This is a genomic window from Arthrobacter globiformis (assembly GCF_003261175.1).
GTDB classification, from domain to species: Bacteria; Actinomycetota; Actinomycetes; order Actinomycetales; family Micrococcaceae; genus Arthrobacter; species Arthrobacter globiformis_A.
This window is the reverse complement of the sequence record NZ_QLNP01000007.1, coordinates 97,988-112,972: the sequence shown is the minus strand read 5'-3', so window position 1 is coordinate 112,972 and position 14,985 is coordinate 97,988. Positions and strand designations below refer to the sequence as shown.

The window sequence follows — 14,985 nt, the reverse complement described above, 5'->3', positions numbered from 1 at the left end:
GTTCGCGCGGGGGTTGGCGCATTACGCTGGAAGCATGGTGAATACCAGACGCATGCTCCCGAGTCCGCGGCCGGATCTCTACCGGTTTTCGCCGCTGGACCTCACCGCCGTGGGGCTTTATGTTGCCGTCGCGGCCTTCTTCGCGCTGGCCGGGGAACTGATCCTGCCGCTGCTGCGCGAACTTGCCCCGACGCCGGCCGTCGCGTCCTACGGCGTGAACCTCCTCTTCTACGGAGGCGTCGGCGCCCTGGCGCTGTTTGCCGCCCACGGGGTGGTGACCCGGGACCTCAAAGTGCTTGCCACCCGGCCCTGGTTCACGCTCGCCATGGTGCCGCTGGCCGTCATCGCCATGATGATTGTCACCGCGATCCTGGTGGCCGTGGGCGGGACCACCGAGACGTCCGCCAACCAGGCCGGGCTACAGGCGCTCATGCGGCAGGTGCCGGCCTGGCTCATGGTGCCGCTGATCGTTGTGGTGGGCCCGTTCGTCGAGGAGTACGTGTTCCGGCACCTGCTGATCGGGAAACTGAGCCGCCGGGTCAACATCTGGATCTGCTGCGGGCTGTCCGTGGTCCTTTTCGCTGCCCTGCACATCGTGGGCCAGGAAGCGGTCACCCTCCCCGCGCTCATGCCGTACCTGGCCATGGGCGCCACCCTGGTGTTCGTCTATGTGTGGACAGGGCGGAACCTGATGTTTTCCTACTTCGTCCACGCCACCAAGAACCTGCTCGCTGTGGTCTTTTTGTACACCATCCCGCCGGAACTCCTGGACCAGCTGCAGCGGGCCCAGAGCTAGAATCGCTCGCACCTCAGGGAGCCCCGGGCCCCCTATCCCGAGGCGGCGCCGCCGTCGTAGTTTGGTGCCATGGGACTCAACATTCAGATCGCCATCGACTGCAAGCACCCGCATGATCTCGCCGACTGGTGGGCCGAAACGCTGGACTGGTCAGTGGAGCCGCAGGATGAGGGCTTCATCCGGTCCATGATCAGCCAGGGCTTCGCGACGGAAGACCAGACCATGACGCACAACGGCAAGCTCGTGTGGAAGGAGGGCGCGGCGATCCGGCCCACCGAGGAAATCGACGCCAAGGCGCCCGCCCGGCGTCTGCTGTTCCAGACCGTGCCGGAGCAGAAGACCATCAAGAACCGGGTGCACTGGGACGTCAGGCTCGACGGCCGGAACAAGGATGACGTCCGCGCCGAGCTTGAAGCCCGCGGCGCCACGTTCCTCTGGACTGCCAGCCAGGGCCCGCACGAATGGCACACCATGGCGGACCCCGAGGGCAACGAGTTCTGCATCAGCTGAGCCGATTACTAGACTTGGACGGTGAGCAACGAATTCCCCGCCAAGGTATCCGACGTCTTTGACCCGTCCCGCTGGCGCACCGTGTCCGGCTTCGACGACTTCCAGGACCTGACCTACCACCGGCAGGTGGAGCGGTCGGACGACGGCACCGTAGCACGGGACCTGCCAACCGTCCGCATCGCGTTCAACCGGCCTGAGGTCCGCAATGCCTTCCGCCCGGGGACCGTGGACGAGCTCTACCGTGCCATGGACCACGCCCGGATGACCCCGGACGTGGCCACCGTGCTGCTCACCGGCAACGGCCCGTCACCGAAGGACGGCGGCCACTCGTTTTGCTCCGGAGGCGACCAACGGATCCGCGGCCGGGACGGCTATCGGTACGTAGTAGAGAACACAGCTGACGGCGAGACCCACGAAACCATCGACCCCGCCCGCGCCGGGCGGCTCCACATTCTGGAAGTCCAGCGGCTCATGCGGACCATGCCCAAGGTGGTCATCGCCGTCGTCAACGGCTGGGCGGCCGGCGGCGGGCACTCGCTGCACGTGGTCTCCGACCTCACCATTGCTTCGCGCCAGTTCGGAAAGTTCAAGCAGACGGATGCGACCGTGGGAAGTTTCGACGCCGGCTACGGCTCGGCGCTGCTGGCCCGGCAGATTGGCCAGAAGGCCGCCCGGGAGATCTTCTTCCTTGCCCGTGAATATTCCGCCGAGGACATGGTTCGGATGGGGGCCGTGAACGAGGCCGTTGACCATGAGCGCCTGGAGGAGGTGGCGCTGGAATACGCCGCGGACATCGCCCGGCAATCGCCGCAGGCCATCCGGATGCTCAAGTTCGCCTTCAATCTCGCCGACGACGGCCTGGCCGGCCAGCAGGTGTTCGCCGGCGAGGCCACCCGGCTGGCGTACATGACGGACGAGGCCGTGGAGGGCAAGGAGGCCTTCCTGCAAAAGCGCGACCCCGACTGGTCCCGGTTCCCGTATTACTTCTAAAGCCCGCACTCGTCGGAAGGCACCCCATGCTCCCCAGGCCCGCGCACCTCATGCCCGCACAACGCAGGAGCACACAATGAATATCGAGCCTGCCCTCAAGGCGCTGGCGGCCGCCCTCCACGGTGAGGGTCCCGCCGTCGAGCTCTCCGCCGGTCCCGACGGCGAGCCGGTGGTGACGCCAGTCCCGACGCCCGGGTTCGAGGACGCCGTCGCCGTGGTGCGCACGTCCGGGTCCACCGGGACGCCCAAGGCGACGGTCCTGACGGTGGATGCGCTGGCGGCGTCGTCGATGGCCACCGCGTTCGCGCTCAAGGGCGAGGGGCAGTGGCTGCTGGCCCTGCCGCTGCAGTACGTGGCCGGCGTCCAGGTGCTGGTGCGGTCGCTGTTCGCCGGCACCCGGCCCTGGGCCATGGACCTGTCCGGGGGCTTCACGGCCGAGGGCTTCACCGCGGCCGCCCTTGAGCTGACCGACAACATCCGCTTCACGTCGCTGGTGCCCACGCAGCTGCAGCGCCTGCTCGCCAGCCCGTCCGCGGACACACTCGCCGTGCTGCGGCGCTTCAACGGCATCCTGCTCGGCGGCGCCCCGGCCTCTGCGGAGCTCCTCGAGGCCGCTCGCGACGCCGGCCTCCGGGTGGTCACGACCTACGGCGCAGCGGAAACCTGCGGCGGCTGCATCTACGACGGCTATCCGCTCGAGGGCGTGGCCCTGCGGCTCGCCGAAGACGGCCGGATCCACCTCGGCGGGGCCACCCTCGCTGCCGGCTACCTGGGCGCGCCGCGGCAGACCGCGGAGGCCTTCATCGAGGAGGACGGCGGCCGCTGGTACCGGACCAACGACCTCGGCACGCTGGATTCCGATGGCCGGCTCACCGTGCTGGGCCGCGCCGACGACGTCATCATCACCGGCGGCGTCAAGGTCTCCGCCGCGCACGTGCAGGCGGAGCTGGAAAAGTCCGACGGCGTGGCCGCGGCTTTTGTAGCCGGCGTCGAGTCCGCGAAATGGGGCCAGGCCGTGGCGGCCTATGTGGCAGTCGCCGGGAGCGCGTCCGGGGACGGCTCCGGTGGCGCCGCACGTGACGGGGCCGCGTGGGCCGAGGAATGGCACCGCACGCTGGGGCTGCTGGCCCCCAAGACCGTCCTTCCGGCCGCTGAGCTGATCATGCTGGCCAACGGCAAGCCGGACCGGCTGGCCATGATTGAACGGCTCAACGCACTCCATCAGGGAAAGTAGAGTAGACCTGCCGCGCCGCCGCGGCTTCCGTGTGCCCAGCGCACGCCCATGCATTTTTTGAACGCATCACCGACCCAACGCGAGGTACTAACCGTGGCAACAGCCGCACAATGGATCCAAGGCGCCCGGCTCCGCACGCTGCCGGCCGCGATCGCCCCCATCCTGATCGGCTCGGCGGCGGCCTACGAGATGGCTTCCTTCCGTCCGCTCAATGCGGTTCTGGCGGCCCTCGTGGCGCTGCTGCTGCAGATCGGCGTCAACTACGCCAACGATTACTCGGACGGGATCCGCGGGACGGACGAGAACCGGGTGGGGCCGCTGCGTCTGGTCGGGTCCGGCGCCGCCCGCCCCGAGCACGTGAAATATGCCGCGTTCGGCGCCTTCGGCCTGGCGATGCTCGTGGGGCTGGTGCTGGTCATCATCACCCAGACCTGGTGGCTGCTGCTGGTGGGTGTGGGCTGCGTCATGGCGGCCTGGGGCTACACCGGCGGAAAGAACCCGTACGGCTACATGGGACTGGGAGACGTCTTCGTGTTTGTCTTCTTCGGCCTCGTGGCCACCCTCGGCACCACGTACACCCAGGCCGGGCAGATCGGCCTGCCAGCCGTGATTGGCGCCATCGGCACCGGACTCATCGCGTGCGCCCTGCTCATGGCCAACAACGTCCGGGACATCCCCTCGGACATCGAGGCGGGGAAGAAAACCCTGGCGGTGCGGCTGGGCGACAAGCACGCCCGCGAAAGCTACGTGCTGATGCTGGCCGTGGCCATCCTGCTGGTGGTGATCCTGGCGCCCACGCGGCCGTGGATGCTGATTGTGCTGCTCCTGATCCCGGCCTGCCTGATGCCGGCCTGGCTCATGATCAATGGGCGGAAGCGCAAGAGCCTCATCCCGGTCCTGAAGCAGACGGGCCTCATCAACCTGGGCTACGCGGTGCTGTTCTCACTGGGACTCGTGCTGAGCAGCGGGCTGTAAGCCCAGGCGCCTCGCTGCAGGCTACGCGCCCTCGCCGCGGGGTTCGCGGTTCTTGGCGTCGTTGCGGATGGTGACGTCCGGGTGGGTGTCCACAAGGCGGTCCTCGGCCTGGGCATCGTCCACCTCACCGGCGGTGCGGATGGGCTTGGCACGGCCGGAGAAGCGGGCATGCAGGGACGCCGTGGCCGCATCCCGCTGCTTCTGGAAGAAGAGGTAGCTGATGGCGAAGGAAATCAGCCCCGCACAGATGACGGCCAGAAACCACCCCAGCTGCAGGAAGACGAACAGCACAAACAGGGGCAGGAAGATTGCGAACCGGATCAGGGTGTATTTCAGAAAAGCCACGATCCAAGTTTAGCCGTCCTGCCTGAACGTATCCTGCCGGTGGCATAGACGCTCTGTTCCCCGCTGCTCCGGCCATCTCCGGCGCGTGGCCTGGCGCAGGTCGCGTGTCACCCGGGAATGCCGTTCGGCGTTTTGCTGGCGCATTACTGTGGGCATACTGTAATCTCCGCCGGGGCACACGGCGGCTAGACTAATTGCATGCCTCGTGTCGCCATCGCAGTCGCCGTTCTCGCCCTCTACGTCTACGGACTGGTGGACGTTATCCGGACTGATGGACGTCTCACGCGCGGGTTCTCAAAAACAACCTGGATCATCATGGTTGCGCTCCTGCCGCTCATCGGTGCCGCTCTGTGGTTCCTGATCGGCCGCCCCCGCGCGTCGGCTGTGGCCCAGCCCGTCTACCAGCACCACCCCACCGCCCCCGACGACGACCCCGACTTCCTGCGGAACCTCGAGCAGCGCCGCCGCCAGGCCGAGGCGGAACGACTCCGCAAGCTGAGGGATGACGCCGCCCGGAAGAACCAGGCCGACGGCGGCCCGCACCGCTCGGGCAGCACAGGCACGGGTACGACGGGCACTGCCGCTCCGGGCACCACCAGCGGCAGTTCGGATGCCGGCGGCCCGGCAGCGGGTGAGCCGGGTCCACGCAAGCCGGGCGCCGCGGGCGAGGCCAACGCTGAAGGCAACCCCGAGGCGAAGTAGCACCCCTCCAATCCGTATCCCATCACAATCTTCAGGGTACGGGCGCTTGGATCCGGTGTATTCATGCGTGCGACGTATACTCCGAGCATGCCAATCACGCGCCTTAGTCGAAGCCTCCACGCCCAGCCGTCCGCCGTCGAACCGTGCGGGAGCAACCTGTGAGCGGCGGTCTCGTCGCACTGCTGGACGACGTCGCCGCGTTGGCCCGCATAGCCGCCGCCTCGGTCGACGACGTCGCTGCAGGTGCTGCCAAGGCCGGGGCCAAGGCCGCCGGCGTGGTCATCGACGACGCTGCCGTCACCCCGCAGTACGTGTCGGGGGCGGACCCGTCCCGCGAACTGCCGATGATCAAGAAAATCTTCTGGGGCTCGCTCCGGAACAAGCTGTTGATCATCCTGCCAGCGCTCCTGCTCGTCAGCGCCTTCGTCCCCGGGATCATTCCGTTCATCCTCATGCTGGGCGGCACGTACCTCTGCTACGAGGGTGCCGAGAAGGTTTGGCACAAGCTCCGCGGCCACCACTCAGCGGAGGAAGATGCGCCGGCGGTGGACCGGGGGCCCGGGGCGGAGGCCAAGGTCGTCAAGGGCGCCATCACCACGGACTTTATTCTGTCCTGCGAGATCATGGTCATCGCCATGAACGAGGTGGCCACTGAATCCTTGTGGGTCCGCGCGCTCATTTTGGTCGTCGTGGCCTTCGTGATCACCATCGCCGTGTACGGTGCCGTGGCGCTCATCGTCAAAATGGACGACGTCGGCCTGCACCTGACCACCAAGGACTCAGCGGGCTCCCAACGCTTCGGCGAGCTGCTCGTCAAGGGGATGCCCGCGGTGCTGACCGCTATAACCCTCGTCGGGACGATCGCCATGCTTTGGGTTGGCGGCCACATCATGCTGCAGGGGGCACACGACCTCGGCTGGCACGCGCCGTATGACCTGGTCCATGCCCTCGAGACACCTTTCGCGGGAATCCCGGTGGTGGGCGGCTTCCTGGCCTGGCTCGTGAACACCCTGTGCTCGGCCGTCCTCGGAATCGCGTGGGGCCTCGCCGTCATGGCTGTCGTGCACCCGCTGATGAAAGTGCTGCCCTTCGGCAAGGAGAAGGGCGGGCACGAGCAGGGAGACGTCCGCGCCGCAGCCGCCGGCCCTCAGCCGACGAAACGTAACGTCGATCCAGCCCCCTAGCTCGTACCCGCACGGGCGTGCAACAGCAGTTTGAGCGCTCGCCGTTTTCGCCGAAAGGGCCGCCCAGCAGCAAGCTGAGCGGCCCTTCCTGGTGAATTGGTGAGCCAAGCGGCCCGTCTTGATAGTTCGGCAGCGCCTAAAGCCCGGAGTAGGAGTGCAGGCCGTTGAAGAACTGGTTCACGATGGTGAAGTTGAAGACCACGCACAGGTAGCCCACGATCGACAGCCAGGCCGCGCGGGTTCCCGTCCAGCCGCGGGTGGCGCGGGCGTGCAGGTAGCCGGCGTAGACCACCCAGATCACGAAGGTCCACACTTCCTTGGTGTCCCAGCCCCAGAAGCGTCCCCAGGCTTTCTCTGCCCAGATCGCACCGAACATGAGGGTGAAGGTCCAGCCGATGAAGGCGATCGCGTTGATGCGGTAGGACAGGTTCTCCAGGCTCAGCGCGGACGGCACCAGGCGCATGAAGCCCAGCTTGTCCGCACCACCGGCCGCAATGGTCCTCTGCCGGTGCGACTGCACCAGCTGCAGCGCGGACATGGCGAAGGTCAGCGTGAACAGCGCCGAGGACAGCACGGCGATGGAGACGTGGATGATCAGCCAGTAGCTCTGCAGCGCAGGCACCAGGTGGCCGACGGGCGTCCAGAACGCAACGGACGCGGCCACCAGCATGATGACCACCAGGCCCACTACGAACGTGCCGAGAAAGCGAAGGTCGCGGCGGATCAGCACCAGGAGGAACACGGCCGCGGCCACGAACGCGCCGGTGGTGAGGAACTCGTACATATTGCCCCACGGCACACGGCCGGCGCCGACAGCGCGGGTCAGCACGGCGGCGGCGTGGATCGCGGCGCCCAGGACGGTCAGTGCCACGGCAACGCGTGCGGGGGCCCGGCGTTCGCCGTAGCGCATGCTGTCGTCGGCGGTCTGCCCGGCGGCGCCGGTCGCGGAGGAGGCGTACGACGACGGCCGCTCGGCGCGGTCTGCCGGTCCGGACAGGCGGCCCTCACCGCTGCCCGCGGGCCGCGGCGCGGCTGCTCCTGCGGAGGCGCCCGCCGCCACCGGAACCTTGGCGGACGTGGCCGCCGACGCATCGGCAGCTGCGGCCTTGAGGTCAATCGCCTTCAGGGACTTGCTGCTCCTGGCCAGGTCCCACGCGAACGCGATGAAGGCGACGGTGTAGGTGCCGGCCGCCAGCAGCATGAAGAGCTCGCTGTACTGGCCCATGGTCTCGTTGATGGGAAACATTACTGGTCCTTCTTGGGCTCAGGCGAGCCGGCTGGTGGGGAGTTGGAAGGTGCTGTTTCGGGGTTGTCGGCGTCCAGGTTCCACTTGCCCGCCAGGAGGCTGCGCAGCGTGGAGGCCTCGCCGGCCAGCCGGTGGTCCTCGCCGCGGGCCAGGAGGCCGTACTCCACCATGGTCCGGCCGTCCTCGTGGGTTCCGGTGCGCACCCAGACGCGGCGGCGGTTGACGTAAAGCGAGACGATGAGGCCGGCCACGGCAAGCAGCGCGAACATCAGCGCGGAAAGCTGCCCGGGGTTGTGGTGGATGTCCACGCCCACGTACTTCTTCACGCCGTCGAACGTGATGGACCCCTTGCCTTCGGGCAGCGTGTAGGTGTTGCCCGGCGCGAGCGTGATGCCACCCGCCTCAGCCTTGCGGCTGTTGAGCTCCTTGAGGCCCTTGACGTCAAGCTCAAACACGTTCTGCGGTGCGCCCTTGTCCAGGCCGAGGTCGCCGTAGTACGAGTTCAGGCTCAGCTGCGGGTTGATGAGGTCCGGGTCGCCGCTGAAGGAGATGCCCTGCTCGGTCACGAACGCAGTCGGCAGGAAGAAGCCGGCGAATCCCAGCTGGTCGGGCTTCGCATCGGGCACCTTGATCACCACGGAGGAGTAGTAGTTCTCGCCTTGCAGCTTGGCCACCACGGGACCCTGCATGGCCACGTTGCCCTTGCCGTCGCGGACCGTGACCACCGGAGCGTACCCGTTGCCCGTCAGGTAGATGCTGGTGCCGCCGAGGGTGACGGGGTCGTTGACCTTGAGGACTTCCTTCTTGGCCGGCGCCCCGGGGTTTTCCTTGGTGGTGACGTCCGCCGTGAAGTCGATGGGCTGGCCGAACTTGCCCTGCGATTCGCGGTCGAACGTGGCCTGGAACTTGTCCAGCTGGATGGAGTAGGGCTGGAGCTGGCTGCTCTGGAAGTTGGTGCCGGGCGTGAACTGGTCGTAGCCCACCAGGGTGTTCACGAACGTGTCACCCTCCACCAGGATCCGCTGGCCGCTGTAGCCGAAGAGCCCGCCGACGGCCACAGACACCAGCACGCCGATCAGCGACGTGTGGAAGACCAGGTTTCCCACTTCCTTCAGGAAGCCGCGCTCAGCCCCCAAAGACGGCCGCGCGCCGTCGTCGTGCCTTACCTCAACGCGGTACCCGCGTTTCTTCAGCAGCGCCGCTGCCTCCTCAATGGCGTCCGACGCCGGGATCCCGGCGTCCGCTGGCACCACCAGGGTGCCGTACTCGGGCAGGCGGGAGAGCCGCTTCGGCGTGCGCGGCGGCTGCGAACGCATGGCCTTGTAATGGGCAATGGCGCGGGGCACAACGCAGCCGATCAGCGAGATGAACAGCAGGATGTAGATGGCCGAGAACCAGGCCGAGGAGTAGACGTCGTACAGCTGCACCGAATCCAGCAGCTTGCCGTAGTCGGGGTGGTCCTTGATGTACTGCGTGACCACGGAGGGGTTGGCCGGCCGCTGCGGGAACAGCGATCCGGGCACCGCGGCCACCGCCAGCAGCAGCAGGAGGAACAGCGCAGTGCGCATGCTGGTCAGCTGGGTCCAGGCCCAGCGGAGCATGCCCACAATGCCCAGGGACGGGAGGGCGGCCCCGGCCTTGGCGGCCTTCACGGCATCCTTGGGCGCGCCTTGATGGGCGGGCCCGGGCTGCGGGGCATCCTCGGCCGGGGATTTCTCGGTTGACTTCACACGCTCGCTCATCAGATCGGCAACTTCACATCGGTTTGGAACCAGTACTGCAACTCGGTGACCCAGGCCCCCCACAGACCCGTGGCCATCAGGATGCCCAGGACTATCAGTACTCCGCCGCCGGTGCGCTGGATGGCCAGCCGGTGTTTGCGGAAGAAGGACATCACGCCCGCACCGCGCCGCACCGCCAGGGCGATCAGCAGGAACGGGATGCCCAGCCCAAGGCTATAGACGAAGGCCAGGAACGCACCTTTCGCGGCGGAGGAACCGCCGGAGAGGCTCAGGAGCTGGACTGCCGAATAGGTGGGTCCGATGCAGGGCGCCCAGCCGAGGCCGAACGTGATTCCCAGCAGCGGTGCGCCCCAGAGGCCCGCCGGCGGTTTCGCGTGGATCTTGGCGTCGCGCTGGAACCAGGAGAAGCCCCCCATGAACACCACGCCCATGAGGATCACCAGGACGCCGAGGACTTGCGTAACCCAGGCGTTCTGCCCGCCAGAGATCAGCGAGCCCAGCTGTCCGAATGCGCCGCCGAGCAGCACGAAGATCACCGAGAAGCCGAGCACAAACAGGCCGATGCCCGCGAGCATGCGGCCACGCTTCTGCTTCTGCAGGTCCACACCCGTGAGGCCCGTGACATAGCCCAGGTATCCGGGCACCAACGGGAGCACGCACGGTGAGAGGAAGGACACGAGTCCGGCGAGCAGCGCCACTGGGATGGCGAGCAGCAGCGAACCGTTCAGGATGGCTTCGGCGAAGGGGCTGTTCACGGGAGGTTACTCTGCCACGGCAGACTGGATGAGAGCTTTGAGTGTGCCCTTCTCGATCTCCCCCAGAATACGCGACGCCACCCGGCCCTGCTTGTCCACCACGAGCGTCGTGGGGACGGCACCGGGGGGCACCAGGCCGGACACGGCCAGCAGCACGCTGCCGTCCTTGTCGTCGAAGCTCGGGTAGGTGAGGCCGAAGGTCTTGTCGAAGGCGTCAGCCGTGGCCTTCTCATCTCGCAGGTTAACGCCGAAGAACTGGACGCCCTTGGTCTTGAACTCCTGGTGGAGGGCCTCCAGGGACGGCGCTTCCACCCGACAGGGCGCGCAGCCGGCGAACCAGAAGTTCAGCACGGTGACCTTGCCCAGGAAGTCCTTGGGGGTCACGGCGGTGCCGTTGAACAGGGTGCCCTGGATCTGGATGCCGGACTTGCGCTCGGCTGCGGCGAACTCAGTCACGGAGCCGTCGCCGGCCACGTAGTTCTTGTTGTCCCCGGCCTTGGCCTGCTTGGCCAGGGCGTCCTCCTGGGCGCAGGCGGACAGGCCCAGCGTGAGCGCGGTGAGGGCCAGGCCGCCGGCGGCGAGGACGCTGCGGCGGGAGCTTTTGGGTGTGTCAGTCATAACTTAGGCTCCGGGGGTGCTCGAGGCACCGGGAAGAAGGGCGGCGGCGGGTTCGCTGTACTCCACGCGCAGCAGGACGCCGTCGTCGCCGAAAACCAGGGAGGTGAGGGAGGTCAGCGTGCACTCGCGTTTCCGCGGATCGTGCCACAGCGGCTTGCCCTCGGCGCTGAGCCGCGTGGCCCAGATCGGGAGCTGGTGGCAGACCAGGATGGCCTCGGCACCGTCGCCGCCCAGTTCGACGGCTTTGGCGCGCGCTTCCTGGACGGCCTCCGTCACGCGGGCTGCCTGCTGCTTGTAGGGCTCGCCCCAGGAGGGGCGGAAAGGGTTAATCAGGTGCGGCCAGTGCTTGGGTTTGCGCAGCTCGGCCTTGGTGACCTTGAGCCCTTCGAAGTAGTTTTCCGCCTCGATGATGCGGCCGTCCGTGTGGATGTCCAGCCCGAGGGCTTCCGAGGTGGGCTGGGCAGTTTCCTGGGCGCGGGTGAGCGGCGACGCCACCAGGTACACGATGTTGGCGCCCTGGGAAACGCGTTCGCGGAAGTGCTCGGCGAGCGTCTGCGCCATCTGCCGGCCAAGTTCGGAGAGGTGGAATTCAGGCAGCCTGCCGTACAGGACACCCGTGGGGTTATGGACCTCGCCGTGGCGGAGCAAATGGACAGTGGCTTGGGGCATGTCTACCAGTTTCTCAAAGGGCAGGGGCATTGGCGAAATCTTCTACATCAAGTAGAACTCAGAATTTTTTCAAAAAGTTCCCCGGCGGTGGAATAAAAGATGCAAATGCATGTTTATACTGGATGCAGCAGTTAGTTGAGGCTTCAACGAAGGCTTCAATGAGCACCCGATTGACCCACCGATACAAGGAGAACCACCATGGCACTTTCCACCGAACTCACCCGCGGCACCTGGACCCTCGACAACTCCCACAGCGAGATCGCCTTCACGGTCCGCCACGCCGGCATCAGCAAGGTCCGGGGCCAGTTCAAGGACGCCGCCGCAACCCTGGACCTCGCCGAGGACGTAACGGCCACCAAGGTTGAGGCCACCATCCAGACCGCCAGCTTCGACTCCGGTGACGTCAACCGCGACGGCCACGTCCGCGGCGAAGACTTCTTCGACGTCGAGAAGTTCCCGGAGATCTCCTTCGTCTCCAACGGCCTCGTTGCCAAGGGCGACAGCTACGAGCTCCAGGGCGACCTGACCATCAAGGGTGTCACCCGCCCCGTCACCCTCGAGACCGAATTCAACGGCGTTGCAGTTGACCCCTTCGGCAACACCCGCGCCGGTGTTTCCGCCGAGACCACCATCAGCCGCAAGGACTTCGGCCTGACCTGGAACGCCGTGCTTGAAGCCGGCGGCGTCCTGGTCAGCGACAAGGTTGCCATCAACCTGGAACTGGCCTTCATTGCACCGGCAGCGTAGGTTTCACGGCTGGTTTCCCAGCCACGGTTCCTGACACCGAAACGCCCCGTCCGCGGACTCTCCGCAGACGGGGCGTTCGGCGTTTCCGGCCTTCTGGAACTGGCAGAATCCCGAGCGATGAACCGGACCCCCGTGATCCCGGGGCCGCCCCTGATCGACACCCGGCGACGCTCGACGCAACACTTCCCGGCGACGCCGCCGATCTTCAAGGCGGAAAATCCACTGCCGGCAGCGTTTCCGCAGGTTGGGCCGCCTTTGGAATACCTCTCCGGAATGATCCACCGCGTACCCGCTGAGGGGTACGGTGGGAAGTGAACCATGCTGGGGAGGGCAGGCGTCTGAACCGGTAGCCGATTCAGAACGTCACTACGCAAAGGACCGCTCATGAGCAATCCTCCAGTTCCGCACTCCAATGACCCCGGCTCCAATGAGCCCAACGACGGTTCCCAGCCAGGCAACGGGCAGCCACGCTACGGTCAGGACGCGCCCCAGTACGGCCAGAACAATCCCCAGTTCGGTCAGGGCGAGCAGGGCACCCCGCAGTACGGCCAGAACTCGCCGCAGTACGGACAGGGCGGACAAAGCACCCCGCAGTACGGAGAGAATGCTCCGCAGTACGGCCAGAACTCGCCACAGTATGGACAGGGCGGACAGGGCGGACAAGGCGGACAAGGCGCACCGCAGTACGGACAGCCCCAGTATGGCCAGAACCCGCCGCAGTATGGACAGCCGCAGTCCGGCCAGTCCCCCTACGGCCAGAGTCCTTACGGCCAGTCCCCCTACGGGCAGTACCCGTCGGAACAGGCCCAGGCAGCCACCGGCGCCGGCGTCCCGAAACTCGTGAATAATTCCTTCTGGATGATCATCGCTGCGGGTGTCCTGTGGATCCTGTCCATCCTGATCACGATTCCCACCCTGGATGACCCAGCCATGCGGAGCACGTTCGAGGAGCAGCTGCGCGGCAGCGGCCAGAACATCGCGTTCGAGGACGTTAAGGGCTTCATCATCGGAACCATGGTGGTTTTTGCCCTGATCGGCGCCGGCCTCTACGCGCTGGTGGCGTTCAACGTCCGGAAGGGCAAGAACTGGGCGCGCATTCTGGGCACTGTCCTTGCCGCTCTTTCCGTGTTCAGCCTCTTCCCGGCGGGCCTGAACACCCTGGCGGGCCTCCTCGGCATCGCCGCGATCATCATGCTGTACCTGCCGGGAGCGGCACCGTACTTCCAGAAGCCGCAGCCGTTCGCCAATCCGTACTCGCAGCCGGGCGGCCCCTACGGCCGCTAGGCACCGCGCAAAAGCAACAAGTCTTACCGCCAACGGGCGCGGATTCCTGAAAGGCCGGAGTTATTCCGGCTGACCGGGGGTCTGCGCCCGTTGCGCGTGGTAGGCCAGGATCTGCAGCTCGGTGGCCATGTCCACCTTCCTCAGCGTCACGCCGCCGGGCACCTGGAGCATCACGGGAGCAAAACTGAGGATGCTGCGCACGCCGGCGCCCACCACCCGGTCACAGATGCTCTGGGCCACTGCGGCAGGCAGCGCCAGCACCACCATGTTGGTGCCGGTCCGCTCCAGGACCGCCTCCAGGTCGGCAACGTCACTGACCCGCAGCCAGCCCACCTCGTTGCCCACTACCATCTGGTCGGCGTCGAAGATGGCCACCACGTCAAAGCCCCTGGATTCGAAGCCGCCGTAGCGAGCCAGCGCCTTGCCCAGGTTGCCGGCGCCGACAATCGCGACTTTCCAGTCATGCGTCAGGCCCAGTGCGGCGGCGATGTGGCGACTCAGGTACTGCACCTCATAGCCCACGCCCCGGGTGCCGTAGGAGCCCACGTGCGACAGATCCTTGCGGAGGGTTGAGGAGCTGACCCCGGAAAGCTCAGCAAGTGATTCGGAGGAGACCCGCTCGGTACCTTCGGCCAGCAGGGAGTTCAGCGCGCGCAGGTAGATCGTCAGCCGGGCCACGGCCGCCGGCGGAATCTGCTTTCCGGCAGCCCCGGTGGGCACGGTTGGCCCGACTGGCCCGGGAACGGCCTGGGGTGGTGAATCGAGCGAAGTCACTATCTGCTCCGTTGCGTCGCGTTGTGAGTCCACTCTAAATCCCCATCAGTTAAGTCAACAAAGCCGACGCCATTGTTCGAAATCGGCTAATCCCCCGCGATGGCACGGCGGAGGACGCGCTCCAGGCGGGCCTCGTCGATCTTCCAGAAGTCGCGCTGGATGCCGTCCACCAGCACCACCGGAATCTCCTCGGCGTAGCGGTCGCGGAGTTCGTCGTCGGTGTCCAACTGCCGCTCCGACCACGAAAGTCCCAGCCCGGCAGTTACCCGCCCGACGGCGTCGCGCGCCGCGGCGCACAGGTGGCAGTCAGCTTTGGTGAGGAGAACGACGTCGGGGTTTGCCATGGTTCAACCGTATCGCCGTTCCCGGCGGTGAGCGACGCGGCGGCAGTCAGTCGCGGCGTACTGCATTGAC

Annotated in this window: 17 protein-coding genes; 9 read left to right on the top strand and 8 right to left on the bottom strand. The window is 66.7% G+C overall.

Annotation, left to right across the window (positions count from 1 at the left end; all coding sequences use genetic code 11):
* Nucleotides 1–34 precede the first annotated feature (34 nt).
* From DBZ45_RS01290 to DBZ45_RS01270, 5 genes are all read left to right on the top strand, one after another.
* On the top strand, nucleotides 35–796 hold the full coding sequence (locus DBZ45_RS01290) for a CPBP family intramembrane glutamic endopeptidase (RefSeq protein ID WP_223256863.1): 762 nt from the start codon (nucleotides 35–37) through the stop codon (nucleotides 794–796).
* Nucleotides 797–865: 69 nt separating this feature from the next.
* On the top strand, nucleotides 866–1,306 hold the full coding sequence (locus tag DBZ45_RS01285; RefSeq protein WP_111902170.1) for a VOC family protein: 441 nt from the start codon (nucleotides 866–868) through the stop codon (nucleotides 1,304–1,306).
* A 21-nt stretch (nucleotides 1,307–1,327) separates the two neighbouring features.
* Nucleotides 1,328–2,296 carry a 1,4-dihydroxy-2-naphthoyl-CoA synthase gene (locus DBZ45_RS01280; protein ID WP_111902169.1) on the top strand — a complete coding sequence of 323 codons (969 nt, stop codon included), beginning with the start codon at nucleotides 1,328–1,330 and terminating at the stop codon, nucleotides 2,294–2,296.
* 76 nt (nucleotides 2,297–2,372) lie between these two features.
* On the top strand, nucleotides 2,373–3,530 hold the full coding sequence (locus DBZ45_RS01275) for an AMP-binding protein (RefSeq protein ID WP_111902168.1): 1,158 nt from the start codon (nucleotides 2,373–2,375) through the stop codon (nucleotides 3,528–3,530).
* 93 nt (nucleotides 3,531–3,623) lie between these two features.
* Nucleotides 3,624–4,505, top strand: a complete 882-nt coding sequence (locus DBZ45_RS01270) for a 1,4-dihydroxy-2-naphthoate polyprenyltransferase (RefSeq protein WP_102971691.1) — start codon at nucleotides 3,624–3,626, stop codon at nucleotides 4,503–4,505.
* A 21-nt stretch (nucleotides 4,506–4,526) separates the two neighbouring features.
* Here DBZ45_RS01270 and DBZ45_RS01265 read toward each other — a convergent pair whose 3' ends face one another.
* Nucleotides 4,527–4,850, bottom strand: coding sequence for a DUF4229 domain-containing protein (locus DBZ45_RS01265; RefSeq protein ID WP_190242956.1), 324 nt, complete (start codon nucleotides 4,848–4,850; stop codon nucleotides 4,527–4,529).
* Between the two features lie 198 nt (nucleotides 4,851–5,048).
* Between DBZ45_RS01265 and DBZ45_RS01260 the strand changes: the two genes are divergently transcribed.
* Nucleotides 5,049–5,552, top strand: a complete 504-nt coding sequence (locus DBZ45_RS01260; RefSeq protein WP_111902166.1) for a PLD nuclease N-terminal domain-containing protein — start codon at nucleotides 5,049–5,051, stop codon at nucleotides 5,550–5,552.
* Between the two features lie 158 nt (nucleotides 5,553–5,710).
* On the top strand, nucleotides 5,711–6,736 hold the full coding sequence (locus DBZ45_RS01255; protein WP_111902165.1) for a DUF808 domain-containing protein: 1,026 nt from the start codon (nucleotides 5,711–5,713) through the stop codon (nucleotides 6,734–6,736).
* A 136-nt stretch (nucleotides 6,737–6,872) separates the two neighbouring features.
* Here the strand turns inward: DBZ45_RS01255 and ccsB are convergent, their stop codons facing one another.
* The 5 genes from ccsB to DBZ45_RS01230 are packed head-to-tail and all read right to left on the bottom strand — an operon-like array spanning nucleotide 6,873 to nucleotide 11,766.
* Entirely contained in the window at nucleotides 6,873–7,982 is a 1,110-nt protein-coding gene (gene ccsB, locus DBZ45_RS01250) for a c-type cytochrome biogenesis protein CcsB (RefSeq protein WP_111902164.1), read from the bottom strand.
* Complete coding sequence (gene resB / locus DBZ45_RS01245; protein ID WP_111902163.1) at nucleotides 7,982–9,724, bottom strand: cytochrome c biogenesis protein ResB; 1,743 nt, start codon at nucleotides 9,722–9,724, stop codon at nucleotides 7,982–7,984. The genes ccsB and resB overlap by 1 nt, the downstream gene beginning before the upstream one ends.
* Nucleotides 9,724–10,479: a cytochrome c biogenesis CcdA family protein gene (locus tag DBZ45_RS01240; RefSeq protein WP_111902162.1), complete on the bottom strand. Its 756-nt coding sequence runs from the start codon at nucleotides 10,477–10,479 to the stop codon at nucleotides 9,724–9,726. Before DBZ45_RS01240 ends, resB begins: the two co-directional genes overlap by 1 nt.
* A 6-nt stretch (nucleotides 10,480–10,485) precedes the next feature.
* Entirely contained in the window at nucleotides 10,486–11,097 is a 612-nt protein-coding gene (locus DBZ45_RS01235; RefSeq protein WP_111902161.1) for a TlpA family protein disulfide reductase, read from the bottom strand.
* Nucleotides 11,098–11,100: 3 nt separating this feature from the next.
* Nucleotides 11,101–11,766 carry a histidine phosphatase family protein gene (locus DBZ45_RS01230; protein ID WP_111902181.1) on the bottom strand — a complete coding sequence of 222 codons (666 nt, stop codon included), beginning with the start codon at nucleotides 11,764–11,766 and terminating at the stop codon, nucleotides 11,101–11,103.
* Between the two features lie 198 nt (nucleotides 11,767–11,964).
* On the opposite strand from DBZ45_RS01230, the gene DBZ45_RS01225 reads away from it, so the two are divergent.
* Nucleotides 11,965–12,513 (top strand): YceI family protein, encoded by a 549-nt coding sequence (locus DBZ45_RS01225; RefSeq protein ID WP_111902160.1) that lies wholly within the window; start codon nucleotides 11,965–11,967, stop codon nucleotides 12,511–12,513.
* A 384-nt stretch (nucleotides 12,514–12,897) separates the two neighbouring features.
* Nucleotides 12,898–13,797: a hypothetical protein gene (locus DBZ45_RS01220; protein ID WP_111902159.1), complete on the top strand. Its 900-nt coding sequence runs from the start codon at nucleotides 12,898–12,900 to the stop codon at nucleotides 13,795–13,797.
* 60 nt (nucleotides 13,798–13,857) lie between these two features.
* Here DBZ45_RS01220 and DBZ45_RS01215 read toward each other — a convergent pair whose 3' ends face one another.
* Entirely contained in the window at nucleotides 13,858–14,571 is a 714-nt protein-coding gene (locus DBZ45_RS01215) for a redox-sensing transcriptional repressor Rex (RefSeq protein WP_111902158.1), read from the bottom strand.
* Between the two features lie 86 nt (nucleotides 14,572–14,657).
* Nucleotides 14,658–14,915 carry a glutaredoxin family protein gene (locus DBZ45_RS01210; protein ID WP_111902157.1) on the bottom strand — a complete coding sequence of 86 codons (258 nt, stop codon included), beginning with the start codon at nucleotides 14,913–14,915 and terminating at the stop codon, nucleotides 14,658–14,660.
* Nucleotides 14,916–14,985 lie beyond the last annotated feature (70 nt).